At 54.2% G+C, this 24,371-nt stretch carries 27 protein-coding genes; 13 read left to right on the forward strand and 14 right to left on the reverse strand.

The window, feature by feature from the left end; all coding sequences use genetic code 11:
* Positions 1-4 precede the first annotated feature (4 nt).
* The 6 genes from nqrE to ACQE3D_RS15460 all read right to left on the reverse strand — a co-directional run bounded on the left by nqrE (position 5) and on the right by ACQE3D_RS15460 (position 5,608).
* Positions 5-613 (reverse strand): NADH:ubiquinone reductase (Na(+)-transporting) subunit E, encoded by a 609-nt coding sequence (nqrE, locus tag ACQE3D_RS15435; RefSeq protein WP_064028075.1) that lies wholly within the window; start codon positions 611-613, stop codon positions 5-7.
* On the reverse strand, positions 613-1,281 hold the full coding sequence (locus ACQE3D_RS15440) for an NADH:ubiquinone reductase (Na(+)-transporting) subunit D (RefSeq protein WP_064028073.1): 669 nt from the start codon (positions 1,279-1,281) through the stop codon (positions 613-615). The genes nqrE and ACQE3D_RS15440 overlap by 1 nt, the downstream gene beginning before the upstream one ends.
* Before the next feature lie 8 nt (positions 1,282-1,289).
* Complete coding sequence (locus ACQE3D_RS15445; protein ID WP_313729826.1) at positions 1,290-2,150, reverse strand: Na(+)-translocating NADH-quinone reductase subunit C; 861 nt, start codon at positions 2,148-2,150, stop codon at positions 1,290-1,292.
* Positions 2,143-3,342: an NADH:ubiquinone reductase (Na(+)-transporting) subunit B gene (locus ACQE3D_RS15450; RefSeq protein ID WP_064028069.1), complete on the reverse strand. Its 1,200-nt coding sequence runs from the start codon at positions 3,340-3,342 to the stop codon at positions 2,143-2,145. Before ACQE3D_RS15450 ends, ACQE3D_RS15445 begins: the two co-directional genes overlap by 8 nt.
* Positions 3,343-4,689, reverse strand: a complete 1,347-nt coding sequence (locus tag ACQE3D_RS15455; protein ID WP_313729825.1) for a Na(+)-translocating NADH-quinone reductase subunit A — start codon at positions 4,687-4,689, stop codon at positions 3,343-3,345.
* A 190-nt stretch (positions 4,690-4,879) separates the two neighbouring features.
* Positions 4,880-5,608 (reverse strand): metallophosphoesterase, encoded by a 729-nt coding sequence (locus tag ACQE3D_RS15460; RefSeq protein ID WP_064028064.1) that lies wholly within the window; start codon positions 5,606-5,608, stop codon positions 4,880-4,882.
* A gap of 99 nt (positions 5,609-5,707) precedes the next feature.
* On the opposite strand from ACQE3D_RS15460, the gene ispG reads away from it, so the two are divergent.
* The 5 genes from ispG (at position 5,708) to ACQE3D_RS15485 (ending at position 10,846) form a co-directional block, all read left to right on the forward strand.
* Positions 5,708-6,928 carry a flavodoxin-dependent (E)-4-hydroxy-3-methylbut-2-enyl-diphosphate synthase gene (gene ispG, locus ACQE3D_RS15465; RefSeq protein WP_168029791.1) on the forward strand — a complete coding sequence of 407 codons (1,221 nt, stop codon included), beginning with the start codon at positions 5,708-5,710 and terminating at the stop codon, positions 6,926-6,928.
* Positions 6,929-7,613: 685 nt separating this feature from the next.
* Positions 7,614-8,276 (forward strand): TorF family putative porin, encoded by a 663-nt coding sequence (locus tag ACQE3D_RS15470; protein WP_313729824.1) that lies wholly within the window; start codon positions 7,614-7,616, stop codon positions 8,274-8,276.
* Between the two features lie 114 nt (positions 8,277-8,390).
* On the forward strand, positions 8,391-8,936 hold the full coding sequence (locus tag ACQE3D_RS15475; RefSeq protein WP_168029795.1) for an RNA polymerase sigma factor: 546 nt from the start codon (positions 8,391-8,393) through the stop codon (positions 8,934-8,936).
* Between the two features lie 18 nt (positions 8,937-8,954).
* Positions 8,955-9,632, forward strand: coding sequence for a zf-HC2 domain-containing protein (locus ACQE3D_RS15480; RefSeq protein WP_313729823.1), 678 nt, complete (start codon positions 8,955-8,957; stop codon positions 9,630-9,632).
* Complete coding sequence (locus tag ACQE3D_RS15485) at positions 9,629-10,846, forward strand: S8 family peptidase (RefSeq protein ID WP_313729822.1); 1,218 nt, start codon at positions 9,629-9,631, stop codon at positions 10,844-10,846. Before ACQE3D_RS15480 ends, ACQE3D_RS15485 begins: the two co-directional genes overlap by 4 nt.
* A 92-nt stretch (positions 10,847-10,938) precedes the next feature.
* On the opposite strand, the gene ACQE3D_RS15490 is transcribed toward ACQE3D_RS15485, so the two are convergent.
* From ACQE3D_RS15490 to ACQE3D_RS15505, 4 genes are all read right to left on the reverse strand, one after another.
* Complete coding sequence (locus ACQE3D_RS15490; RefSeq protein ID WP_313729821.1) at positions 10,939-12,192, reverse strand: glutamate-5-semialdehyde dehydrogenase; 1,254 nt, start codon at positions 12,190-12,192, stop codon at positions 10,939-10,941.
* 762 nt (positions 12,193-12,954) lie between these two features.
* Positions 12,955-13,854, reverse strand: a complete 900-nt coding sequence (locus ACQE3D_RS15495) for a hypothetical protein (protein ID WP_313729820.1) — start codon at positions 13,852-13,854, stop codon at positions 12,955-12,957.
* A gap of 265 nt (positions 13,855-14,119) precedes the next feature.
* A complete protein-coding gene (locus ACQE3D_RS15500; RefSeq protein ID WP_313729819.1) occupies positions 14,120-14,824 on the reverse strand; it encodes a glycine-rich domain-containing protein in 705 nt (234 codons plus the stop codon).
* Positions 14,825-15,075: 251 nt separating this feature from the next.
* Positions 15,076-15,771: a hypothetical protein gene (locus ACQE3D_RS15505; protein WP_313729818.1), complete on the reverse strand. Its 696-nt coding sequence runs from the start codon at positions 15,769-15,771 to the stop codon at positions 15,076-15,078.
* A gap of 239 nt (positions 15,772-16,010) precedes the next feature.
* Here ACQE3D_RS15505 and ACQE3D_RS15510 point away from each other — a divergent pair, with 239 nt between their 5' ends.
* Both ACQE3D_RS15510 and ACQE3D_RS15515 read left to right on the forward strand, forming a co-directional pair.
* Positions 16,011-16,484, forward strand: a complete 474-nt coding sequence (locus tag ACQE3D_RS15510; protein ID WP_313729817.1) for a hypothetical protein — start codon at positions 16,011-16,013, stop codon at positions 16,482-16,484.
* Positions 16,485-16,894: 410 nt separating this feature from the next.
* Positions 16,895-17,572 (forward strand): PEP_CTERM-anchored TLD domain-containing protein, encoded by a 678-nt coding sequence (locus ACQE3D_RS15515; RefSeq protein WP_197471746.1) that lies wholly within the window; start codon positions 16,895-16,897, stop codon positions 17,570-17,572.
* 269 nt (positions 17,573-17,841) lie between these two features.
* Here the strand turns inward: ACQE3D_RS15515 and ACQE3D_RS15520 are convergent, their stop codons facing one another.
* Entirely contained in the window at positions 17,842-18,543 is a 702-nt protein-coding gene (locus ACQE3D_RS15520) for a DUF1003 domain-containing protein (protein WP_313729816.1), read from the reverse strand.
* Between the two features lie 567 nt (positions 18,544-19,110).
* On the opposite strand from ACQE3D_RS15520, the gene ACQE3D_RS15525 reads away from it, so the two are divergent.
* Complete coding sequence (locus ACQE3D_RS15525) at positions 19,111-19,443, forward strand: type II toxin-antitoxin system HigB family toxin (RefSeq protein ID WP_313729815.1); 333 nt, start codon at positions 19,111-19,113, stop codon at positions 19,441-19,443.
* Positions 19,444-19,445: 2 nt separating this feature from the next.
* Positions 19,446-19,859 carry a helix-turn-helix domain-containing protein gene (locus tag ACQE3D_RS15530; RefSeq protein WP_313729814.1) on the forward strand — a complete coding sequence of 138 codons (414 nt, stop codon included), beginning with the start codon at positions 19,446-19,448 and terminating at the stop codon, positions 19,857-19,859.
* A gap of 144 nt (positions 19,860-20,003) precedes the next feature.
* Here the strand turns inward: ACQE3D_RS15530 and ACQE3D_RS15535 are convergent, their stop codons facing one another.
* A complete protein-coding gene (locus ACQE3D_RS15535; protein WP_427500738.1) occupies positions 20,004-20,519 on the reverse strand; it encodes a phage integrase N-terminal SAM-like domain-containing protein in 516 nt (171 codons plus the stop codon).
* 50 nt (positions 20,520-20,569) lie between these two features.
* Between ACQE3D_RS15535 and tnpA the strand changes: the two genes are divergently transcribed.
* Positions 20,570-21,001, forward strand: a complete 432-nt coding sequence (tnpA, locus tag ACQE3D_RS15540) for an IS200/IS605 family transposase (protein WP_313729813.1) — start codon at positions 20,570-20,572, stop codon at positions 20,999-21,001.
* A gap of 122 nt (positions 21,002-21,123) precedes the next feature.
* Here tnpA and ACQE3D_RS15545 read toward each other — a convergent pair whose 3' ends face one another.
* Positions 21,124-21,720, reverse strand: coding sequence for an IS630 family transposase (locus ACQE3D_RS15545; RefSeq protein ID WP_313728407.1), 597 nt, complete (start codon positions 21,718-21,720; stop codon positions 21,124-21,126).
* The gene (locus ACQE3D_RS15550; RefSeq protein ID WP_427550980.1) at positions 21,639-22,100 is read right to left on the reverse strand and encodes a helix-turn-helix domain-containing protein; all 462 of its coding nucleotides are present in this window, start codon (positions 22,098-22,100) and stop codon (positions 21,639-21,641) included. The genes ACQE3D_RS15545 and ACQE3D_RS15550 overlap by 82 nt, the downstream gene beginning before the upstream one ends.
* A 130-nt stretch (positions 22,101-22,230) precedes the next feature.
* Between ACQE3D_RS15550 and ACQE3D_RS15555 the strand changes: the two genes are divergently transcribed.
* The 3 genes from ACQE3D_RS15555 to ACQE3D_RS15565 all read left to right on the forward strand — a co-directional run bounded on the left by ACQE3D_RS15555 (position 22,231) and on the right by ACQE3D_RS15565 (position 23,784).
* Positions 22,231-22,833 (forward strand): hypothetical protein, encoded by a 603-nt coding sequence (locus tag ACQE3D_RS15555; protein ID WP_313729812.1) that lies wholly within the window; start codon positions 22,231-22,233, stop codon positions 22,831-22,833.
* A gap of 54 nt (positions 22,834-22,887) precedes the next feature.
* Positions 22,888-23,319: a GNAT family N-acetyltransferase gene (locus ACQE3D_RS15560; protein WP_313729811.1), complete on the forward strand. Its 432-nt coding sequence runs from the start codon at positions 22,888-22,890 to the stop codon at positions 23,317-23,319.
* Between the two features lie 78 nt (positions 23,320-23,397).
* Positions 23,398-23,784: a DUF7674 family protein gene (locus ACQE3D_RS15565; protein WP_313729810.1), complete on the forward strand. Its 387-nt coding sequence runs from the start codon at positions 23,398-23,400 to the stop codon at positions 23,782-23,784.
* The last annotated feature ends 587 nt before the right edge of the window (positions 23,785-24,371 follow it).

Below are 24,371 nucleotides of genomic sequence, written 5' to 3' on the forward strand. Positions count from 1 at the left end.
ACCCTTACAATTGAATTCCAGAGAACGCCATAAAGCCCAAAGACATCAAGCCGGCGGTAATGAAGGTGATACCCAGGCCTTGCAGGGCCGCCGGCACGTCGCTGTATTTCAGCTTCTCGCGAACGCCAGCCATCAACGTAATGGCCAAGGCCCAACCGAAGCCGGAACCGATACCGTAGGTCACACTCTCACCGAAGTTGTAGTCGCGCTCGATCATAAACAAGCTACCGGCCAAAATCGCGCAGTTCACGGTAATCAAAGGCAGGAAGATACCCAATGCGTTGTAGAGCGCCGGGAAGAACTTATCCAACGTCATCTCCAGAATCTGCACGATCGCGGCGATCATGCCGATACAACTGAGCAGACTAAGAAAGCTCAAGTCCACGCCGGTAATGCCAATCCAGGCCAGGGCGTCTTCCTTCAACAAGGTTTGATAGATGAACTGATTGGCCGGCACGGTCAAGGTTTGTACCACCATGACCGCAATACCCAGACCCATCGCCGTTGAGATCTTCTTGGACACCGCCAAGAAGGTACACATCCCCAGGAAGAACGATAACGCCAGGTTTTCGATGAAAACCGCTTTAACAAATAAGCTGATATAGGCTTCCATTAGTGATGCCCTCCTTCACCGTGAGCAATAGCCATGATTTTGAACTCGTTGTGTTCGACTTGTTTCGGTTTCCAGGTGCGGAAAGCCCAAATAATCAAACCGATCACGAAGAACGCGCTGGGCGGCAACAGCATCAAACCGTTCGGTACGTACCAACCGCCATCTTTGACCAACGGTAATACTTCGATACCCAACAATTTGCCGGAACCCAGCGTTTCGCGAACCAAGGCGACCAGAATCAAAATCAAGCTGTAGCCGGCACCGTTGCCGATACCGTCGATAAAACTTTGCAGCGGCGGATTTTTCATCGCATACGCTTCGGCGCGGCCCATGACGATACAGTTGGTGATGATCAAACCGACGAACACCGACAGTTTTTTACTAACATCGAACGCGAAGGCTTTCAACAACTGATCTACCACGATCACCAACGAAGCGATGATGATCATCTGCACGATGATACGGATGCTGCTCGGCGTGTGCTGGCGCACGGCGCTGATCGCCGCGCTGGAACACGCGGTAACCGAGGTCAAGGCCAGCGCCATGATCAGCGAGGTCGACATTTGCGAGGTCACCGCCAGCGCCGAACAAACGCCGAGCACCTGCAAGGTAATCGGGTTGTTATCGACCAATGGTTCGAATAATACTTTTTTAGTTTCTTTGTCCATGACGACTCCTAACCGTTTGACTTGATTTTGTTCAGGTACGGCGCGAAACCTTCCGGTCCCATCCAGTACAGGATCAAATTGCTGACGCCGCGGCTGGTCAAGGTGGCGCCGGCCAGGCCGTCGACTTTGTTGACCGCATCCGGACGACTGGTATCGACCGAGCCTTTCACCAGGGTCAAAGCCACTTCGCCGTTATCGCCGTAGACTTTCTTGCCTTTCCACAACGCCCGCCAGTTGGGGTTAACCACCTCGCCTCCCAGACCCGGTGTTTCGCCTTGGTCGTAGAGGTTGATGCTTTGCACGGTTTGGCCGTCGGCTTCCAGCGCCAGGAACCCGTACATCGTAGACCACAAGCCGTAGCCGTTAATCGGCAGAATGATGGATTGCAATTTACCGGCGTCCTTCACCAAAAACACCTTAGCAACCTTGGCCTTCATCCGAATGCTGGCGATGTCTTTCTCGACCGGAATCACTTCGTTGGTTGCCGGGTCCTTGGCCGCCTTGCGTTGGTCGTATTCGTCAACGTCGCCGTCAACGTATTCGCCGGTCGCCAGATCGACCAATTTGGCTTCGATTCTGTCCTTGAAGGCCGCATCGATGTTGGTATCGTTTTCCAACAAACCGGCGACATCGAGAATGTTTTTCTTCATGTCCAGGGCTTTGTTGTGCGACTGCAACGGACGCAATGCGACAGTGGCCATAGACACCAACACCGCGCAGACCAAACATAGGGCCAATGCGACATTGATGGTTTTTTCCAAACTGTCGTTGCTCAGCGCTAGGATACGGTCGGCATAAACTCTGAACTGCTCGTAATATTTACAGAGCTGCTCGTTATACTTGCAGGTTTTTTTCTCAGCATTAAGCATGGCGTTTAATCCTTCTTCTGATATTCGCTTGGACGACAAAGTAATCAATCAACGGCGCAAACATGTTGGAGAAAAGAATTGCAAGCATCACGCCTTCCGGGAACGCCGGGTTTACGACCCGAATGATGACGATCATCACACCGATCAAGATGCCGTAAATCCAGCGGCCGGTATCGGTATTGGCGGCGGAAACGGGATCGGTGGCCATATAGACGGTACCGAACGCAAAACCGCCCAACACCATGTGCCAATACCAGGGAATCGCGAACATCGGATTGGTATTGCTGCCGACCACGTTCAGTAAAGTGGACATCGCGATCATGCCAATCAACACGCCCGCCATGATCCGGTAAGATGCGACGCGGGTGTATAGCAGGAAGGCCGCGCCCAGCAGACAGGCCAAGGTCGAGGTTTCACCCATCGAACCGGGAATGAAGCCCAAGAAGGCTTGGAACCAGCCGAAACTGGCTTTGATCGCGTCCAAGCCACCGGCGGAAGCCAGCGACAATGCGGTGGCGCCGCTATAACCGTCCACCGCGACCCAAACCGAGTCGCCGGAAATCGAAGCCGGATAGGCGAAGAACAGGAAGGCCCGGCCGGTCAAGGCTGGGTTCAGGAAGTTTTTACCGGTACCGCCGAACACCTCTTTGCCCAACACGATACCGAAGGAGATACCCAGCGCCACTTGCCACAAAGGCATGTCCGGCGGCAGAATCAACGTGTAAAGCATCGACGAAACCAGGAAGCCTTCGTTGACTTCGTGCTTACGAACGGTGGCGAACAACACTTCCCAAACGCCGCCCACGGCCAGCGTGGTGAAATAGATCGGGAAGAAGTACAGCATGCCGTGCACCAGGCACGATAAGGGGTTGTACGGGTTGTAACCGAACAAGACCATAGGGAAGCGGCGCCAGTTGTCGATCGCTTCGACACCCATCGCCTTCATCGCCAAATTAGCCTGATAACCGGTGTTGTACCACGCCATCAATATGCAGAACGCCGTGGCGATAACCACGAAGGTCATGGTCCGTTTCAGGTCGTTTCCGTCCCGAACGTGGGTTTTACCGCGCGTTACATCGGACGGCGTGTAGATAAAAGTATCCACCATCTCGTAGAGACCGTAGTACTTTTCGAACTTGCCGCCTTTTGTAAAATGCGGCTCTATGCTATCTAATAAGTCTCTAGCCGACATTTATCCTTCCTTCTCGATTTTAGTTAAATTAGCTCTAAGCACCGGCGCGAAATCATGCTTACCGGGATCGACAAAGGTGAACAGGGAAACATCTTCCTCATTCAACTCCAGACAACCCAAGGCTTGCGCGGTATCGGTGTCGCCGACCACAATGGCTTTCAGTAACGGCGTCGCCAAAATATCCATCGGCATTACGCTCTCGTAAACGCCGACCGGCACGATGGCCCGGTTACTGCCGTTCTTATCGGTTGTTAACGGAAACAAACGGCCATCTTTGCGATCCTTGCTGGACACATAAACGTTCATCGCCGAATATTTGTCCTTGCCGGCCACTATCCAGCCGAAGAATTCGCGATCGCGACCTTCTTTCAGTGCCGAAACTTGCAGACTGTAGGCGCTCAAATACGCCAACGCACCAGCGGCTTCGTGGCCATACAGCACCGAACCGGAAATCACGCGATTTTCAACGTCCTGCAATTCGCCGGCGACTAAGTCTTCCAGATTCGCACCGACCCGAGTACGCACCAACCGCGGATTTTTAACGGTAGGTCCGGCTAGCGATACGACTCTTTCGACATTCAATTTGCCGGTCGTGAACAAGGCGCCGATCGCCATCACCGCTTGATAGTCGATATGCCAGACCGATTTATGGCCGTTAACCGGATCGAGGAAGTGGATGTGAGTGCTGGGCAATCCGGCCGGATGCGGACCGGCGAATTCCGCGACCTGAACCGCGCTGTTGCTTGGCACGTCCGCGCCGCTGGCTTTACACAAATAAGTCTTGCCGGCGGTCAGTTTGGCGATCACGGTCAAACCGTTCAGAAAGTCGGCCGCCCGGTCTTTAACCACCACGACCGGGTCCGCGGCCAAGGGTCGGGTGTCGATCGCGGTAACGAAGATAGCGCTCGGCGCGCTGTCGGCGGCAGGAACTTTGCCGTAGGGGCGAGTCAGGAAAGAAGTCCAAAGGCCGGAAGCCAACAGATTTTCCTTGACTTGATCGGCGGACAAGCCGGCCAGCGCCGCCTCGTCATAACTGGCGAAGCTTTCTTGTTGATTGCCGCTCAGTTCGATCACTACCGACAATAACACTCGGCGATCGCCGCGATTGACGGCCTTGACCACTCCGGCTCCCGGCGAGGTAAAGTTGACGCTGGGGTTTTGCTTATCAACGAACAAAGCTTGGCCCAACTTGACTTTATCCCCTTCGGCAACCAGCATTTTTGGCTTTAGGCCGACATAATCGCAGCCCAAAAGCGCTACCGACTTGATGCCGTTACCGTCACTTATTTTCTGTTCGGGTCCACCCGTAATGGGCAAGTCCAAACCTTTTTTTAATGTAAATTGCATAGTAGATACGCCTACTCTCCAGACAGATTGCAGCAAAAGCCCGCCGGAAAAAACTCCAACCCCACCGGGCACTTCAAGACATAAAACCGCGTCATTACATCACAACTTATCGGCTTTCTCAACGAGAAATCCTCAGTCGCGACGCCGCCTGCAGCCCCGGTTAACGCACGAAGTAAGGCGTTTTTTGGCTTCAAATTTCGATGGTTTTATTGATATCGAATCCCTCAACGGTTTTACGCCCTAGATAGCCGCGGGTATTACTGAGGATGCGCGCGTCGGCGATACGATAGTCTCCCAAATTGTGAACATGGCCGTGAAACCAAGCAGCGATCTCGTACTCGTGAAACAAAGGTTTCAAATCGTTGCAATAGGCCAATCGCTTTAGAACTTTGGGCGAACCTATCCAGCTCCATTCGGTAGGCGCGTGATGCGTGACAACGACGGTTTTTCCGGCGTAGGGTTCGGCCAAACGCGCTTCCAGCCAGCTCTTGGCATCGGCATGCAAGGCCGAAAACTGATAGGGCGAGAACGCCTGATCCTCAAAGCTGATCCGGCGAAAATCGTTGAGGGTTTTCTGCAGCGCATTCGCTTTTTCGTCGCCTTCGGAAAACAGATCAGTCCAGAGCGTGCAGCCAATAAAGCGTACACCCTGGAACACAAACTGATCTTTTTCCAGAAAATGAATCTGGCTGCCCGCGCATTCCCGGCGCAACATTTCCAGCACCTGGCGATACTCGTAGCCATAAAACTCATGGTTGCCCGCGACGTAGATCACCGGTTTATTCAAAGCCTTCAACCAAGCCACGCCTTGGTCGAAAACGCCAATGTCACCCGCCGCCACGATAATGTCCGCGTCGGTTTCCGGCGCCGCCTGCTCGCCGAATTCCAAATGCACGTCGGAAAAATAATTGATCAACACAAATTAACTCTTGACTATTGGCGTTGGGTTATAATTTTAAGACCGAGTAAAACGCTTGGTATTTTTCCAAACAACTTCGATTTCTTGCAAAACATTTCTATGTCCATAAGTCCCAGAAAGCACACTCAACAGGTTTTGGTTGGCAACGTCAGAGTCGGCGGCGGCGCTCCGATTGTAGTCCAATCCATGACCAACACGGATACTACCGATGTTGCGGGAAGCGTACAGCAGATTATGGAATTGGCGACCGCCGGGTCGGAATTGGTCAGGATCACCGTCAACACAGAGGAAGCCGCCAAGGCCGTCCCGGACATCGTTAACCAGCTCGAGCAAAAAGGGTTTTCGGTACCGATTATCGGCGACTTCCATTTCAACGGCCACAAATTATTGGAAAAATATCCGGACTGCGCCCAGGCCCTAGCCAAATACCGAATCAATCCCGGCAACGTCGGCAAGGGTAAAGCCCGCGATCCGCAATTCCAACAAATGATCGAATTCGCGATCCAGTACAACAAACCGGTACGGATCGGCGTTAACGGCGGTAGTCTGGATCAGGCGGTGCTAACCCGCTTACTCGATGAAAACCGCCAACTGGCGGAGCCTAAGGAGTTACCGGCCATCACTCGCGAAGCCATCGTGCTATCCGCGTTGGAAAGCGCCGCCAAGGCGCAAGAGCTAGGGCTGGGCAAGGACAAAATCATTCTTTCCTGCAAAATCAGCGATGTGCAGGAATTAATCAGCATTTACCAAGACCTGTCCGAGCGTTGCGACTATGCCTTGCATTTAGGCCTGACCGAAGCCGGCATGGGCTCCAAGGGTATTGTCGCCTCGTCGGCGGCACTGGGTATACTGATGCAACAAGGCATCGGCGATACGATCCGTATTTCGCTAACGCCGGAACCCGGCGCCGCCCGCACCAAGGAAGTTGTCGTGGCTCAGGAGATTCTGCAAACGATGGGCTTCCGCTCGTTTACGCCGATGGTCACTGCTTGCCCCGGTTGCGGCCGCACCACCAGCGACTATTTCCAAAGACTGGCCCAAGATATTCAAGGCTATTTGCGCGACCAAATGCCGCTCTGGAAAAACAAGTATCAAGGCGTCGAAGAGATGAAAGTCGCGGTGATGGGTTGCGTCGTCAATGGACCGGGCGAAAGCAAGAACGCCAATATCGGCATCAGCTTGCCAGGCACCGGAGAAACGCCGGTCGCGCCGGTATTCGAAGACGGCGTTAAAACCGTGACGTTAAAAGGCGATAACATTGCCGGCGAGTTTCAGGAATTGGTCGAGCGCTACATCGAAAGCCATTACAGCGCGCACTAATTCTTTTCTTTGGCAACAGCCGACGAGAGCTCCCCCATCTCGTCGGTTACCCGCCGCGCATTTCCTTAATGCCGGCGCACGTGCCAACCATCAGGGCATTCAAAAGAAGAGCTGTCGTTAAGCGGCCTTAAAGCGATCCGCGGCAGCATCCTCGGCCTCCGCTTGATACCATTCCTTAAAATCGATAGGTAGCTCCATCACCGGACCGGTGACGCAAAATCTCAACATGCCGTCCGTTGCAACATAGATTCCGCCACTAATGCAATCTTCCCTGAGTCTTTGAGTGCTTACACTAAGCGAGGTATTCATGACGATCCGTTGTAATTGACTTGCGGGCGACTGTAGACAAGCTTTCTTAACGCTCTCTTAACTATCCGGTTGCGGCGGCGAGACCAGTTTCGGCGGATAGCGCTTACAAGCAGAATATCTAGTTGCGCAATACAGTCGTAAGTTACGACTCACCCGAACCAACGCGTAGCCAGATCGAGCTATTCTCCGAATAAGTTGAAGGTTCAATGTAACTGGTAAATAATGCGTCGAATAAGCGCCGTTGCCTACCGCTACGTCGAGGTGTGAATCCCCGCCATCGCTACCCTCCCTTATGGAGTTTAGGACTATTTTTCGCAAAGGTTTGTTTTCATTGGCGATAGGTCTGGCTTGTTGGTTACCGGACACCCCGCCTGCCGTGGCCGAATGGCACGGTAGCTTGACCTTCCTCAGCGATTACATCTACCGGGGCTACTCCAAAAATCAGGGCAATCCGTTGGCTCAAGCCCATCTGGATTACCAACACGAGATCGGCTGGTTCGCCGGCCTCGGCTTGTCTCAAGTTCGCTTCGACGACCAAACAAACAGCAACCGCGCGGAAATTGAAATCAAACCTTATTTCGGATGGAATTGGCCGATCGACAGAGATTGGCGGGCCGAGCTGTCGGTTAGCGGATACCTTTTCGATAACAAACTATTCAACCACTCCGCCGATTATGCCGAATATTCCGCCTCGCTACATTTCCGCGACTGGCTGAGCGCCACGATTTCGGTCGCTCCCAATGCCTACCAACGACAGGCCGACGTGCCCAATTACGAACTGAATTATCGGCGCGACATTTGGGATACCGTACAATTTTCGGCAGGTTTGGGCTACCATCAAGCAGGTAGATTATTGGGCCAGGACTATTTTTACTGGAATGCCGGTCTTTCCTGGTTTGTGAACGAACATGTGTCGGTCGATATGCGCTACTTGGACGCCGCGTTGACGGCTCATCACCACGCCGATCCGAATCAAGACGAATTCTATCCGCGCCCGCAAGACGACCGATATCTATTTTCGGTCACTGTCGGATTTTAAAAGCGAACCGTCATTGAACCTTGGACGCCCAGCGCGGCATATACCCGAGACCACCCGAGGATCCGCGACCAAGGTTAGATGATGCTGCGTCTAGTGCGTAATTCAATACCACCCATGCCGAACCACACCGAACATCCCGTCGATGAACAGGCAATTCTGCTCCGTATCGCCGAAGGGGACGCTCAAGCCTTCGAGATTTTTTATAAACTGTACTACCCGCGCTTGTTTCGATTTATTTTGCGCGTCACTCGCGACGCCGAAAATATCGAAGAATTGATACAGGAAACCCTGTTGCTGATCTGGGAGCAGCCGCGGCGCTTCAACCACGAGAGCAAAGTCTCGACTTGGGTATTCGGTATCGCCTATCGCAAGGCGCTGAAGGCCTTATCCAAGGCCGGCAAATACAGCGCGGATGTCGATATCGAGGACTTTCACGAAACGCTGGGCGATCCGTTGGCCAATTTGGCCGACAATTTCGAGACCGCCGATTGGTTGAACCGCGCGCTGGCCCATCTGCCGCCCGATCAACGTGCCGTGATCGAATTGACCTTCTACCACGGCCTGCCCTACCAGGAAATCGCCAAAATCCTGGACTGCCCGGAGAATACCGTGAAAACCCGTATGTTCCATGCCCGCAAAAAGCTGCAAGCCTTTGCCTAGGCCAGGGAGATTAGACCGATGAACGCCGAAGCCCACACCCAAGCCCAACATCAACAAGTTCAGCGACTGCTGCCGTGGTACGCCAACGACAGCCTGCCGGAAGCGGAGTACCGACTGGTGGATAAACACATTCGGACCTGCCTGACCTGCCGCCGGGAATTGCAAGGTCTGAAAAAGCTGGCGCAAGCCATCAGCCAATCAACCGATCTGGATATCGCCGCGGAAACGTCGTTCGCCAACGTGTCCGCCAAACTTCGCTCCCGCGACCGCTCGGCCGACTCGGCCGCGCCCAACGATCGCCAGGTACCGTCGCGGACGCCCCGCCGCTCGAACGCCTACAGCAAACATCGCGGTTTCCGCTACGCATTGGCGGCTTCGATCTTGCTGGCCTTAATGCCGCTGGGCTGGCAACTCATGCCGATCGGCACCGACGGCTACCGGACCTTGGCAACCGCCAAACCCGGCGGACTCGCGGCGCCGACCTTGCGCGTGGTCTTTGCCAATACCGTATCGGCTACGGATATATCGGCCGTGCTCCGGGATTTACACGGCGAACAACAAGGCGAAGCCAATAGTGTCGGCGCCTTGACCGTGCGTCTGAGCACCGAGGACGGTCACCCGAATCTGGAGCAAGCCATCGCCCTGCTCCGGAGCCGATCCGACGTGTTGCTGGCGGAGCCTGTGATACAACCATGAGTCCGATCCGTGTAGCGACACTCGCGATACTCTTGTTACTCGGATGCGGTTGCGCCGATCGAATCGACTTCGCGAACCTCGGCGACCAGCCTGCCGATCAGGAACGGCGGATTTTGGTGACCTTTATTGACCGCGGCATTCAACGCGATTTACCCGGCAATTCCCAGGATCGCTATCGGACGCGCGGCACTTACGGCAATTCGTCCTGGAGCGAGCGTATCGCGCTAAAGCTGGCGGAACGCCACCAACTGCGCTTCGTCGCCCAATGGCCGGTCACGGAACTCGGCGTCAGTTGCGTGGTTTACGAAATCCCCAACGCGCTGCCGTTACCGCAAGTCATCGGCGAATTGCAAAACGACGACGATGTCGGCACGGTGCAGCCCATGCAGAGCTTCCAAGTGCTGGCCGACCACCCGGCCGGAAATCCGACGGGCGACCCCTATTTGCCGTTGCAAACCGCGTACAACGCGTTAAACATCGGCGAATGGCATAAGCGGGCCACCGGCCAAGGCGTACGCATCGCGTTGATCGATACCGGCGTCGACCTGGAACATCCGGATTTGAAAGGCCAAATTGATTATTCGGAAAACCTGGCGCCGGAACCTGGCGATCATAATCTGGCCGACATGCACGGTACCGCGGTGGCCGGCGTGTTATCGGCGCGCCCCGACAACGGCATCGGGATCGCCGGTATCGCGCCGGCCGCCGACGTCCTGGCGCTTCGTGCGTGCTGGCCGGAACAACCCAATGCGCTGGCCGCTCGCTGCAACAGTTTCACGCTGGCCTTGGCCTTGAATCAAGCGATTCGGATGAATGCGCGGATTATTAACCTCAGTTTGAGCGGACCGGAAGACCCGTTGCTGAAAATGCTGATCGAAAAAGCCCTGACCAAAGACATCATCGTTATCGCCGCCGTGCCGGGCAACCCGCTGGCCGGCGGATTTCCGGCCAACATTCCCGGCGTCATCGCCGTGAATCAACTCGACCTCAACCTTAAGGCGGACGGCAACCAAATCGCGGCGCCGGGCCGGGATATTTTGACGACCTTACCTCACGAGTCCTACGACTTCATGACCGGCAGCTCCTTCGCCACGCCCCATGTTGCCGGACTTACCGCGTTATTATTGCAATTGCACCCGGATTGGCGCGCGGCCGAGATCAAACAGCAACTGCTTCATCCGGAAAACTTGCTCAGCGCCCTAAACACCGATTAGGCCGATGACCTTCCTCGTTGGAGGCAATCCGGCGCGCGCTGGGTCGCGATCGATCGTTGCGGATCCTACCCCGACGAGCCTGTCGCCAAACGCTAAGCCCGCAAATGCCCGTCCCCCACCGCCACCCACTTATAGGTCGTCAGTTCGTCGGGACCGACCGGACCGCGCACGTGGAGTTTATCGGTACTGATACCGACGACCGAACCCAAGCCGTAATCGCCGCCGCCCGATAACCGGGTCGAGGCATTGATCATCACCGATGCCGAATCCACCTGTTCCTCGAATTGCCGGGCCAGACTCAGACTTTGGGTAACGATACCGTCGGTGTGGCCGGAACCGTAACGGTTGATATGATCGATCGCGGCCAGGATGCCGGCCACGACTTTCACCGACAAAATCGGCGCCAGATATTCGGTGGACCAATCCTCTTCGCCGGCGGCGGCGATACCGGGCAACAACGTTTGGGTACGCTCGCAACCGCGCAGTTCGATATGATTCGCGGTAAATGCTTCGTTCAACAACGGCAGTAATTGTTCGGCGCATTGGCTATCGACCAGCAAGGTTTCCAGCGCATTGCAAACCTGCACGCTTTGACATTTGGAGTTGACCGCCAAGGCCACCGCCTTGTCGGGCTCGGCGTCGCCGGCCAAATACAAATGGCAAATCCCGTCGTAATGCTTGATGACCGGAATTCGGGTGCCTTCGGCGATACGCTGAATCAAGCCCTTCCCGCCGCGCGGTATCAGCACGTCGATATAACCGTCCATTTTCAACAACTCGCCGACCGCTTCGTGGCCGGGCGTACGAATGATCTGAATCGCGTGTTGCGGCAAGCCGGCCGCGACCGCGCCGGCGACCATTGCATCGGTCAAAATGGCGTTGGTTTGCAGCGCTTCCGATCCGCCGCGCAAAATCACCGCGTTGCCGCTTTTAATGCAGACGCCGGCAGCATCGGTGGTGACGTTGGGACGCGACTCGTAAATAATGCCGATCACCCCCAGCGGCACCGATTTTTTATACACCCGCAAGCCGGCCGGGTTGGTATGGCCGGTCAGCACCCGATTCAGCGGGTCCGGCAGTTGCGCGACTTTCGTCAGACGCGACAACATGTAATTGAAGGTCTTGTCGTCTATCGTCAGCCGCTTGACCATCGCGTCCGACTGGCCCGCATCGCGCGCCTTGGCGATTTCCAGCGCGTTGACCTCCAGCACGGATTGCTTAACCGCCTCCAGCGCTTCGGCCATGTTCGCCAAGGCGCGATTGCGGGCGGCCGCCGACACCGAGGCCAATTGACGAGCCGCCGCGCGGCTTTGTTGAGCGATGGTTAACACGGAATCACAGTTCATAGTCAGCAATACGGTTTGGATAAAACGACGGGAATGGAAAAAACGCCATTATCCTACAGGATGGCGCCGAAAGGCTTAGCGGCCCTTCGGCTCCGCTCAGGGACCGCCCTCGACTCCGCTCAGAGACCGCTTCGGCTCAGCTCGGGGCAAGCCGCGGCTCTGCTCAGGGACCGCGCGGATGATTCGCCAAGCATGCCAGGCCCCCTAGCGGAAACAAGGCCGCCGAGTTCAGGCCCCCTAACGCTCATGAAACTGCTGCGTCGCACCGGCATTTGAAAGTCCTGGCGTGGGAGCGGCTTTAGCCGCGATTGACAGTACTCTGACACCGAATTGGGTGACTGCATTCGCTGACTTTCATAGTAAAACTGGTTCGCCAAGCCTGTCGGCCCGCCGCAAAACCAAGCCAGGCCGACCCGAATAAAGCCGAAGTTGCCCCGCACGAAGCCAGACTAGCCCCAAGCGAAGCCGAGGCCACCCCCGCACGAAGCCAGACTAGCCCCGAGCGAAGCCGAGGCTCACCCCCGCACGAAGCCAGACTGGCCCAGAGCGAAGCCGAGCCCCCCCCCCGAACGAAACCAGACTGGCCCAGAGCGGAGCCGAGGCCTGCACTGAAGGCAATCGAGGCTTGCCCCGAGCGGAGCCGAGGGGGGCGGGACAATAAAACCGTTAAAGGCCACTCGATAAGCCCTAAATTCACGGGAATTCAGCGAACTGGCGCGCTATCGCCGCCCTGCCCCTGTCCGCGCTTACAAATCCCGCGTATCAGCCGGCCGACGGTGCCGGATTCGCGGCCGGCGGGCTTTGCAACGAACGCAAGTAATCCAACACCCGCGCTTGCCGCCAGCGGTCGTCGGCGGCGCAAGCACCAAGTCGGGCGCGCCGGCAGGCGGCAACGGCCTCATCGCCCCCCCGCTCGGTCCACGGCCGCAAATCGGCCGGCGTCTGGTTCAGCAGTTCCGCCGCCAATTCGGCCGGCGGCGGCGGGCCGTCGCGCAGCCAGGCTTCGGCTTGCTCGAAGCCATCGCGGCACATCAGCGCGATCATGTAATCGCAGGCCGATTGCAATCCGGGCCGCAGCCGGCCGGGACTGACCGACACCATCGGCAACAAGGGCGCCAACGACGGCAGTACGTGATTGGCGTAAACCGTCGCGCCCCAATACGCTTCGGCGGTACGGCGAAAATGGGCGAGATCGCGCACCGCCAGCAAGCCGCTGCTTTCCAGCGGCAGGATTTCCACCGGCGGTTTGGCGACATCGACGGTATCGTTGGCGACATCCACATACAATCCGCCCACTTGCAACGCATTTTGGAAATATTGCTCGCGCAACACGCCCCATACCGAGCGTACGAAGCCGCCGTGAGCAATGAATTCGTGTAGCCAGCGTTCGACAGGGGTCTCGGCCAATCGCAGCCGCGTCGCCAACAGCGCATACACCTCGCGGGTAATTTCCTCGCAGCGCCCGTAGGGGTAGGCCTTGCCGGCTGCATCGGGCAAACTAAGCGCCAATTGGGCATCGACCTCGGCCCGCAACCCTAAAAAATAACGCGCCAGCGCATCGATCCGGCTGGCCAGATAGGTCTCGGTCAATGCGCGTTGACGGGGATCGACCGGCGCGATTTGTTGGGGTAGTAAAGAGGTCATCTCGGCGGGAATTGTCATCGCGAACCACCGTCCTGGCAAGCGAACGCCTGAAGAAGGCCGCAACGCCGCGCATTACGCGCGTTGGCGGCCCGATGCTGTCCATCGATGCGAGACAAGCCGGAAAAGTTCGGCATGATCGACCTCCAAAGTCTCGGTCAGATACCTAAGGAACGACGCTATTTGGCATGGGCACCGCGAATGGTTTCAATCTCAAGTGCCTTCCTCCGTTGAAAAAGCGGGGCGACAACTCGCCGAGCGCTGGCCGCCGTCGGCCATCGCCAAGTCAATCGCCGCCGCAGCCGCCACCACAACCGCCATCGCCGCCGTCACCATTACCGCCATCGCCACTGTCGCCGCTCCAGGACCCGTCGCCGAAGCCGTCGGTCGAGCCGTCGAAATCGTTGCTGGAGAAATCCCCGCCGCAGTAGGCCGTCCCTCCGCCGGTATCGTCTTCGCGCCGCACGCCGCGACAATCCGGCACATAGACAAAGCCGTCGGTAATCTGAAGTTTTTTATCGATAGCAAACAGTAACGGCAAACGACTGGGATTGCGCGGATCGATATTCTCGTCGCGGCAAGTCAGCCACCAAATTCGGCGCAAACCGCTGTTGTTTTGTTTATCCCGGCTCAGCACCACCGCCGGCGTATGGTGCAGAAAGCCGCCAAAGGCTTTTTTGCAGAAACTGTCGTAATGGCGGGTATATAAAATCAATTCGTGCCAGAGATCGTCGACCACTTGCGAGGGCATGGACACGTAACGGCGACCGCCCAGCAAATAAGCCAGGAAAAACTGCCGCAAGGCCCGCCCCACCAACTGGCAATCCTTTAATGCCAATTCCGGCCGGCGCTTGCGAAGCTTGTCGTAAAGCGCCGGCGGAAAACGGTAAGTACGAATATAGTCGGCACGGGCGGAACGCCGTAAACGCCGCCAAAACGCTATCAGCAATACCAGCAGACCGGCGATGAAAAACAATACGGGTAGATTCATGCGCCAAGTTTAGGCCATACGCCTGTCGTTTGCTGGGGTATCCGGGTTTCGCGGGCGTTGACTAAAACGGGGGACGCTACGCCGTTGCTTAGCCTAATGGCTTTCGTCGCAAGCAGTCCCGCATGGCCGATAGGCTTTGACTAACTCCAAGCGCGCGGAAGACAAGGTGGCCGGATTTCGAGCAAAAAAAAGCCGCCCATCCCGGGCGGCAAAGTGGATAACGAGGTTTGCAAATCGATACGAGCGGCGGCTTACGGCAGAGTGCAGGTACCGTCGCCGCCATCGCGGATGTAGTAGTCGGTGGACAGGGTGCCGTTCGCGGCCGAGATCACGTTCGGGCCCGCGCCCAAAAACACCGGCACGGCTTTACGGGTGGTGCCGTTCAATTGGGTTAACGGCGTGCCATTGATCGACACGTTCAATAGATAAGTGCCGTTATCGAACAGGTTAACAAAGGGTTGGGCATTGCCGGTGGCCGGATTGAAGGCGCAACCGGGGCTGACCAGCGCGTAGGATTTGCCGCTGGCCGCGTACTCTAAGGTACCGTCGCTGCTGAAGGTATTGCCCGAGGTATCCGGCAGGCTGCAGAAATCCGCTTGGACCGTGAACGTATAGGTGTCGGCAACCCGTTTGGACAGAGCCACCACCACGCTGTTATTGCCGTCCGCCAGCCAAACCGGCACGGCGGGCTGGGCTGCGGTCACTTTAGCAACCGTGCCGCCATTGAGGCGAACCGTGGCCGTGGTTTTGGCGCTGGGATTGAACAGTCCCGCTTGGATCGTAGCGGCTTGGGTGCCGGTCGCCGGATTGATCGCGCAAGCGACGGCCGCCGACGCGAAGGTTTTACCGCTAGGACCAATTTGTACGGTGGTCGCGGCAACGGCGCTGGCCGACAGGCCCAACACGGTAAGAAAACTGAATAGCCTGACGGATAAGGCGGGGTTCATACGGTTTGTTCTCCTGAACGAATAAGATTAGGAAGCCAAAATCCTATTCGACGGCGATAAGCTCAAGCTGAATACCCCATTAAATTTAAGTTAAAGTGCCGCGCCAGTGAACCGCGCTTACCGGCCAAGGGCAGCCGGTTGGCGGTGATACCGTCGACACCGGCCAGCCGCGAACCGAACCGGCGCAAACCGCTCGCCGCCGGCCCCACTAGCCCGCCCGTTCGAATTCCGCGCTGCGTTTGGCATTACGGCCGGCTCGCAAGGCTTTTTGGCTTACGAGCAAGGCTTTTAGCGTTGCGGGCAAGGCTCGGCGCCTTGCGTTTATTGCTCGGAGCTTTGCGCGCAAGGCTTTTGGCGTTGCGAGCAAGGCTCGGCGCCTTGCGTTTATTGCTCGGAGCTTTGCGCGTAAGGCTTTTGGCGTTGCGAGCAAGGCTCGGCGCCTTGCGTTTATCACGCTGAGCATTGCGCGCAAGACATTTAGCGTTGCGGGCAAGGCTCGGAACCTTGCGTTTATCACGCTGAGCATTGCGCGCAAGACATTTAGCGTTGCGGGCAAGGCTCGGAACCTTGCGTATATTATTCGGAACTTCGAGCGCAAGGCTTTGAGAATTGCTGGCAAGGCTATCTGGTCGCTTGCGCCGTTTTTTCGGCTACCGGATTTGGTAGGTCGGTCTGTTATAAATGAAATGTTCCTGAAAGGTCGCCTTCCATGAAAATCGCTATCTCCCCGGATCATTCCGTTCCGGAGCAACGGTTGATTGCCCCCAAACTCAAAGCGATCAAAGCAAATATCCGCTTTAAACAGCGTCAAGATTGACTGTATTGCCGGGGCGGTCGATGTTGAAGACCATTGGCAAGCATTAAAGGACTTGGAAACAGGCGGACAAATTTGCCCACCGATCAATTTCGCGCGAGCACAAAACCTTGCCCACCCAGGCTTTTTCGGAGCGTCGTTAAAGACTTATTGGATAAATGGGCTACTTATAGCGTTTTAAAATTGTCAAAAAATTTTACGCAAGCTTGATACGGCGTTTTTAATTCATTGATTTTTAGCATACTTTACGAAGGCACAGAGTTTGCTCACTAACAGGGTTTCCCATTTTTAACCATGGAGTTCAAGATTATGCAGCATCAAAACCACATGATGACGACAGTCTGCCTGTCAGGCGTGTTGTTGGCGGCATCGGTTATGCCAGCCCAGGCGGCTATCATTGTCGGCGGCAGTTCGCTGTTGACCGAAACCTATTTGAGTCAACTGGAAAATCAGCTTGGCGAAGGCCCTATCGCGTTGACCAATATATTCACTAAATCACCCGGCGCCACTTCCGTTGATTTCCACAATGCGGTTGACAATAAAGGCCGGACCTTTGTGGTGATGCAAGCAGCGGAAGACAATGGAAATACCGCGGTGATCGGTGGCTACAATCCCGAATCATGGAATTCTGTCGCTCACACTAACCCCACTCAGCAAAGCTCATTCCTCTTCAATTTAAGCAATAGTCAATTTTTTTTACAATTTGGTGCTTATATAACACTCAACCAAAGCTCGTATGGCCCAAGTTTTGGTAGCGGCTACGATATCTTTGTCGATAGCAGTTTGAATAATGGTTATTCATACCTGGCGACCTACACCAATACTTCCAGCGGAAACTCCATTATCGACGGTTCACACTACAACGGCGTCAATGTCAGCTATGGTGCCATGGAAGTGTTTACGATCAGCCAAGTGCCTGTACCTGGCGCGGCCTGGTTGTTTGGTTCAGCCATTTTGGGTTTGCTGGGCTTGAAACGTCGCGGATAGCAAAGCTTGGCATGCGCGGGTCCTGAACTTTCCTGACCGACGATTCGGACGGATGGCGATAGCCGTCCGAAGCGGTGCAGTTTGAAATATCAGAAAATTTTACATCTGGACCAATAGCTTGAGTCCGCCCAAGCATGGCTAAAAATCTAGCGACACCAAGCTTTGAAGTGCCATAACCTATTTCTAATAAACGGCTCCGGAACCGTCGACAACCAGCCGCCTAACCGCCGATTCTAGGTCGTTACGCCATGCAAACCGAAAGCCGCCGGTCACCGCCGCTTGCCGACTTCGGTTAACAGATCGAGCTGGATTTCCTGGATTTGCGCCAGTCTCTCCCATTGGTGCGACAACAAATGATCCAACTTATCGTGAAGATGGCGGATTTCCAGCTCCGCTTTCAAATTGACTTGGTAATCGTGTTGCGAACGCAGCCGGTCTTTAGCCTCCTGGCGGTTTTGGCTCATCATTATGATCGGCGCCTGGATCGCGGCCAGACAGGAAAGCACCAAATTCAGCAAGATGAAAGGATAAGGGTCTATCGGATGGGCGACCAGCACCACCGTGTTGATGGCGATCCACACCGCCAGGAAGAAACCGAAGCACATCAAAAACGCCCAACTGCCGCCAAACGTTGCGATGCGATCCGCCAAACGCTCGCCGAACGTCCAATTCTGTTCGAATTCGATATCGACATTCTTGGCCAGCAGTTCGTGATCGCGAATGCTGTTCAACACCTCGCGCTCCAGACTGGTCAACTCGCCGCGTTCGGTCTCAAGCAGCGCATGCACATACTGCGTTCGGTAATGGGTTAAATCGGGAATACAAATGAAGCTCTCCGACGACCAGGCCGGGTGTTCGCGGGCGATTTCCGCCGAAATGACGTCGCGCACGGCGGCACCGGGAACCAAATTGCGCGCCGGGAAACTCTTGCCGCAGACCACGCACGGGTGGGATTCGGATTTCTTACTCATAAACGCTGCCTCGGGCGGATGGTTGAGCGAAGGAAGATTGGGGTAACGCCAACACAATCTCGCATCAACCTAAAAAGGGCAGTTGGCGTGTATTGCGGGCCGTTCGTGCTGAGCAACGTCGAAGCATGGACGGCTCGCAATACACTCACCAAACGGGTGAATGAAAAATCCCGCGCGCCCTTCGACAAGCTCAGGACGAACGGGATTTTTCATCGCCAAACTGCTCTTTTTAGGATCAACGACCTTGACGGAATCATAAACGTTCCGGCCGGTTCGCGGATGCCGACAACCGAATTCAGTCCGATGGCCTCGGCCTGACGGAGCGCAAACTAACCAAGCTTAGCGCGCCGGCTCACGACCGAAACGAAGATACCAGCTTGTGCGGATATTGAGGCTGTCGAACGTTTCCGGTATTTCGGTTTTAGAGGGGCAGTTTGATCGGGGCAGGTCTTGCGTAGCCTCGATGCAGCGTTAGCGGAATCGAGGGTGTTGGCCCTCCGTCATCAGACTAACATCGGCGAATTGTAAGAGTGTTTGCCTTCGAATCCTCGATTCCATCGAGGCTACTTGCTTGAAGTAGATACCATTTTGGTATATGCTCGCGGCATGCATGTTATAGCCAAGCCTGTACTAGTCGAATTTTGGACAAAACACCTCGCCTCTGAAAAGCCGTTGCGTGCATGGTATCAAGTGATGGAAAGCGAGCTCTTTAACAACTTCAATCATCTTAAAACTGTATTTGCCAGTGCGGATTATGTCGATGGCTTGACTATTTTCGACATCGGCGGCAACAAATATCGCCTGATTGCCTCAATCCACTATAACCGGCGCAAAGTGTATATCCGCAACGTGCTAACCCATGCCGAGTATGATCGTAACCACTGGAAACGGAAGACTTGACTATGCGAACTGTTCCTGAACCCAAAGCAATATTAAAAGCCTGGATGCCATTCAAAGAGCTGGTTGGCGTAACCGGCGTCCATACCGATGACGATTATGCACAAGCCCGTGCAACTATTGAGGTCTTGCTGGACGAAGTAGGCGATGACGAAAGCCATCCCTTAGCTGATGTATTAGATTTTCTATCTGACCAGATTAAAGCTTACGAAGACGAGCATGTTGTTATACCCGAAACCGAGCCGAAGGAAGTGCTACGTTTTTTGATGGAACAGCAAGGATTAAAACAAGAGGATTTATCCGATTGCGCTCCTCAAGGACGTATATCAGACATATTGGCTGGAAAGAGGTCGATTAGCAAAGATCTGGCGAAACGCTTTGCACAGCGTTTTCATATTAGGGCTGATGTGTTTTTATAACGGAATTCAGGCTTCGTTGATACACGCGGAATGACAGCCAAAAGGTACGCGGTGCGTACCCTACCGGACTTTTTCGGGCATCCTGCTTGAAAAAATCGGCAAAAATTACGCGGCGGTTATTTCCGGCATCCCGGTTCATCCGCGTCACCTCCGCGCTATCCGATGCGTCCAAGGAATTGGACGATTTCCGCGACCATCCGCCAGCAGATTCTTGCGAGAGGTCTGGCGCCCCAAGCCGAACAGATGTAGGGTGGGCAAAATTGCCCACCGATTAGCTTCGCGTGGGCACAAAAACCGTGCCCACCCTACCGCCCGCCGTTCCGTCATCCAGTGAAACTTGACGAACTGCTTGATCCAATCGCAGTAACAACGTTCGGTATGCAAGGAATAATGTTTCAACCGCATCGCGCGACGCACAACGTCCAATAAGCTTGGCGATGTGGTGCTTGACATAAAACACCTACCTGATAAAGTCAGCGGCGAATTTAATACGCAGGCAAGATTGCCTGAATTGGCCGCCAATATCAAGTTATCCAGGCAAACATGCCCACTTTTACAGATACGCAGGCAAAAATGCCTGAAAAGGCGGTTAACCAAAAATGAGAAATTCCCCGGCTCTGCCGGGGAGACAGCAAAAGTTTGACATATAGAGGAGTCCATCAGGAAACTCCAGAGCGTGAGCCGCCAAGCAAGCGCAAGAGGAGAACCTGATGGACGAGAATGAGAGCTTAAGTCACTCGAAATGGGAGTGCAAATATCATGTGGTATTTATACCGAAATGCCGCCGTCGAACCTTGTATAAGGCGTTGCGAAAGCATTTAGGCGAAGTATTTCGGCGCTTAGCGAGTCAGCGAGAAAGCCGAATATTGGAAGGTCATTTGATGCCGGATCATGTGCATATGCTCATATCGATACCGCCGAAATACGCGGTGTCGCAAGTGGTAGGCTACATCAAAGGTAAGCGTGCGATACATTTGGCGAGGGGCTATGGCGAGAAGAAACGCAACTTCGTGGGTCAACATTTCTGGGCGCGAGGGTATTTTGTTTCGACGGTTGGCAGGGACGAAACGATGATACGGGAATATATTCGGCATCAGGAACAGGAAGACCAGCGAGTCGAACAAATGAACCTTTGGCAATGAGTCGCCACCTATTGGCGGCTATTGATAAGGGGCCGCGTTAGCGTCCCCATTTACCGCTTTGAGCGGTTCACTTTATAAAGCCCCCGGCTTTGCCGGGGGATATTTACTATCAGCTTAAGCTCTTAGCAAAAAGTTAGCGTGTATTGTGAGCCAAACCCTCGGCCAATTTCGTCAATAGCCTGCTCAAGCTCATCCGGCATAAATGTTTTGAATGGCAGCCATTCATATTTCATTTTATGCCACAGCAATTCAATCCGATTCAACTCAGGGCTATAGGGCGGCAGGAAATAAAATCGAATACCTTTCTCTTCCAGCAAATCCCAATACGGCTTCAGTTTTTTGGCCGTATGAATGGACGCATTATCTAAAATCACCACCAATGGCTTGCTGACGCGTTGGACCAATGCCATCAGAAAGCCAAAAAACCACAGACCATTGACGCTTTGCCACAGCTTAGTCAGCATTAATCGACCCGATGAAAGCAAAGCGCCAATGACGTTCATCCGCTGCGCGCGTTTAGCGGTAATGGCATGAACTTCTCCGCTTTTGGTCCAAGCCGAACGATTCGGTGGTTGTGGTGCAAATCCGGCCTCATCCACATAGGCCAATTCGATTTCGCCGGCTTGCGCTTGCTGAATCAGTGCGGCAATGTCGTGTTGGGCCCGCTCGAAGCGCTCGGGATCACGCTTTTTTTTAAACTGTAACGGGTGCGCTTCCATACATAGCCCATCCGTTTTAACTCGTTCCGCAAGGTGCTGGCGCTAATCGTCACGTCGCATTCCGTCGTTAGACGACTGACCAATGCCCGGCAGTTTAAAGGTTCCGCATCGATCCATTCTTTGAGCCGGCATCGATGCGCGTCAGTCAATTTACTTGGTGCACCACTGCGGGGTTGATCCGGTAAACTGTTCAGCCCATTTCTCCACCACTTCCGCCGCCGCTCCCGTATAGCTTCCGGTTTCACGCCTTGCTGTTCTGCAATCGCAATGACTGTCTGGCCATTGGCTAACATCAAAATGGTCTGTGCCCGCTCCCGTTCTCGCCAATCGCTCCCTTTTTTGATAATTTGCTGGAGCTGCTCTCGTTCGCTTTCGTTCAATTCTATTGCTCTTGCCCGCATTCTGTCGCTACCACCACACCTGAAATCTCGCTATTTTAATGCATGGTGATTTGTTGTTAAGCGCTTATATGGGCAGATTTGCCTGATAATCAATAGTTATGTGTAAATCATGTCTGAACTGAAACAGCTCATTGAAGAGTACGGCGGAATCCAACCGCCTCATTTGGCCTTTTATATGGAATCGATCCGTTTTAGCAGTGAAGCTGCAATGAACTCCATCGATTATCTGGCGGACTTCATTAAAATGACTAATGAAACTAAAGGCCAATATGAAATGACCAGAGAACTGCAAACGATTATTTTGGATCATCTCCAAAATATTTTGACGCATGCTGCCGCTTTATCTCGGTATTTCTGGCCTTCTAAACCGGGTAAAAATAGTCTTCATCAGAAACGAGCTGAAACATTAATGGCTGAGTTTGATTTAAACGATGGTAGCCCATTAAAAAACAGAAAGCTTCGGAATCAGCTTGAGCACTTCGATGAAAATCTGGATAACTATTTGTGGTCGAAACCGTTAGTTGGATACGTTTTACCAGCTTATGTTGGAGGTGTTTTTGATAATGATGGTGTGCCCACGCATTTATTTCGTGCATTCTATATTGATGTTGGCATATTCGAAACACTGGGTCAGCGATATGAAGTTCAACCCATAGTTGATGAGCTTTGTAAAATTCATGATAAGTTTAACAGTGCTAACAATCACACATAACATGGCGCTCCAGCGGTCGGCTTAGCTTACGTTATGTTTCATCTGGAGGCTTGATTGCAGCTTGAATGGAAGGAAACTCCCGAGGGCGTCGATTGGCAAGAGCTTTCAGCCCTCTATCTGGCGGCACCGCTGGGCGAGAAGAACCCTGCTGATCTTGAGAAGGCATTCTCAAACAGCATGTTTCGGTTCTTCGTTTACGACTCTGGCCGTTTGGTTGGTGTTGGTCGAGCACTTGCTGACGGTGCGGACTGTTCTTACATCTGTGACGTCGCAGTTCTCCCCACACACCAAGGCATAGGCTTAGGGAAAGAAATCGTCACAAAGCTCATTGCATTGTCGGCCGGTCACAAGAAAATCCTGCTTTACTCTGTTCCGGGCAAGGAGTCTTTTTATCGCCGTCTTGGTTTCAAGCGAATGACAACAGCAATGACCATCTTCGAGAATCAGGCCATTGCCCTTGAGAGGGGATTGGTCAATGAAACATAACTCTGCGGTTCACCAGACGCTGCGCGATAACGCCGCGCAGCGCCGGTGACCTTCCCGTTAGGTGCTATGCCGAACACCATGACGCTATCTGAAATTGACCGCGAAGCCTTTCTACAGGCTTTGACTGAACGCTTTCCAGAAATTGCTGCAAGCATCAGCGATATTGAGAGTGGCTTGCTACATCCCGAAATGGGAGTTGTCTCAGATGCCACACGCTCCGCGATAGCAGCGCACAACTGGGAGGCTGTAAAGGAACAGTTTGAGTTCATCGGCGAAATCTTCGTTGGTGCAAACGACGCAGTGCGTAATGCCGTCTACGTTTCCTATCTTGAGAACGTTCTTTTGGGAGAAACGTCTTCTGATTTCAAGAAGGCCCGTGCTATGTTGCCACCTATGCTTAACCACGCCATGGCTGAGCTTGAGGCTCACTTTGAAAGGCTTGCTAATGCCCAACAACGCACCTAACCCTGCGCTCAAGGGCCGTAGGGCGGATAAGCGAAGCGTCATCCGCCGATAAAACCGTCAATTGTCCGATTCATCCGCTCCCGAAAATACCAAGTCCAACCCCGCTCAATTTAACGGATAAATGCCCATTTTGACCAAGCGATGAACACTTGAATATGGCCTTTATGTCCTTGGGTAAATCCTTAACGGTAATCGCCCAACCATGCTTCACTGGGTTGTAACGGATGTAATTCATATGTGCCGCGTAGCAGGTAAACCACCCAGGCATCGATATGAAATGGTGGCTTTTCCAGAGCCATTCATTCTCACCACTTCCCGTCACTCGGCAATATGCTCGATTAACAGCGTCGATTTCCGTTCGAGCAGGTTAACGGTGAAAAAATAGGTGCCGCCAGAAACGCGATTTCGTCGGTAGTTTGACGCGAAAAGAGTTTAACCGATTTGGCGGATGACGCTACGCTTATCCGCCCTACAGCCGCTTTGAAATTGTGATCAAACTGCTGGGATTCATGGTAAGCGGTCCTTTAACAGCATCTGTATAAACAGCTCGAAAGGAACGAAGATAGTGTCCACTTATAATCAGGTGG

The organism is Methylomonas sp. MS20 (assembly GCF_050275925.1).
GTDB classification, from domain to species: domain Bacteria; phylum Pseudomonadota; class Gammaproteobacteria; order Methylococcales; family Methylomonadaceae; genus Methylomonas; species Methylomonas koyamae_A.

Coding starts and splice junctions, on each gene's coding strand:
- nqrE (WP_064028075.1), bottom strand. CDS start 613: ATGGAAGCCTATATCAGCTTATTTGTTAAAGCGGTTTTCATCGAAAAC.
- ACQE3D_RS15440 (WP_064028073.1), bottom strand. CDS start 1,281: ATGGACAAAGAAACTAAAAAAGTATTATTCGAACCATTGGTCGATAAC.
- ACQE3D_RS15445 (WP_313729826.1), bottom strand. CDS start 2,150: ATGCTTAATGCTGAGAAAAAAACCTGCAAGTATAACGAGCAGCTCTGT.
- ACQE3D_RS15450 (WP_064028069.1), bottom strand. CDS start 3,342: ATGTCGGCTAGAGACTTATTAGATAGCATAGAGCCGCATTTTACAAAA.
- ACQE3D_RS15455 (WP_313729825.1), bottom strand. CDS start 4,689: ATGCAATTTACATTAAAAAAAGGTTTGGACTTGCCCATTACGGGTGGA.
- ispG (WP_168029791.1), top strand. CDS start 5,708: ATGTCCATAAGTCCCAGAAAGCACACTCAACAGGTTTTGGTTGGCAAC.
- ACQE3D_RS15475 (WP_168029795.1), top strand. CDS start 8,391: ATGCCGAACCACACCGAACATCCCGTCGATGAACAGGCAATTCTGCTC.
- ACQE3D_RS15480 (WP_313729823.1), top strand. CDS start 8,955: ATGAACGCCGAAGCCCACACCCAAGCCCAACATCAACAAGTTCAGCGA.
- ACQE3D_RS15485 (WP_313729822.1), top strand. CDS start 9,629: ATGAGTCCGATCCGTGTAGCGACACTCGCGATACTCTTGTTACTCGGA.
- ACQE3D_RS15490 (WP_313729821.1), bottom strand. CDS start 12,192: ATGAACTGTGATTCCGTGTTAACCATCGCTCAACAAAGCCGCGCGGCG.
- ACQE3D_RS15495 (WP_313729820.1), bottom strand. CDS start 13,854: ATGACAATTCCCGCCGAGATGACCTCTTTACTACCCCAACAAATCGCG.
- ACQE3D_RS15500 (WP_313729819.1), bottom strand. CDS start 14,824: ATGAATCTACCCGTATTGTTTTTCATCGCCGGTCTGCTGGTATTGCTG.
- ACQE3D_RS15505 (WP_313729818.1), bottom strand. CDS start 15,771: ATGAACCCCGCCTTATCCGTCAGGCTATTCAGTTTTCTTACCGTGTTG.
- ACQE3D_RS15515 (WP_197471746.1), top strand. CDS start 16,895: ATGCAGCATCAAAACCACATGATGACGACAGTCTGCCTGTCAGGCGTG.
- ACQE3D_RS15520 (WP_313729816.1), bottom strand. CDS start 18,543: ATGAGTAAGAAATCCGAATCCCACCCGTGCGTGGTCTGCGGCAAGAGT.
- ACQE3D_RS15530 (WP_313729814.1), top strand. CDS start 19,446: ATGCGAACTGTTCCTGAACCCAAAGCAATATTAAAAGCCTGGATGCCA.
- ACQE3D_RS15535 (WP_427500738.1), bottom strand. CDS start 20,519: ATGGACTCCTCTATATGTCAAACTTTTGCTGTCTCCCCGGCAGAGCCG.
- tnpA (WP_313729813.1), top strand. CDS start 20,570: ATGGACGAGAATGAGAGCTTAAGTCACTCGAAATGGGAGTGCAAATAT.
- ACQE3D_RS15545 (WP_313728407.1), bottom strand. CDS start 21,720: ATGGAAGCGCACCCGTTACAGTTTAAAAAAAAGCGTGATCCCGAGCGC.
- ACQE3D_RS15555 (WP_313729812.1), top strand. CDS start 22,231: ATGTCTGAACTGAAACAGCTCATTGAAGAGTACGGCGGAATCCAACCG.
- ACQE3D_RS15565 (WP_313729810.1), top strand. CDS start 23,398: ATGACGCTATCTGAAATTGACCGCGAAGCCTTTCTACAGGCTTTGACT.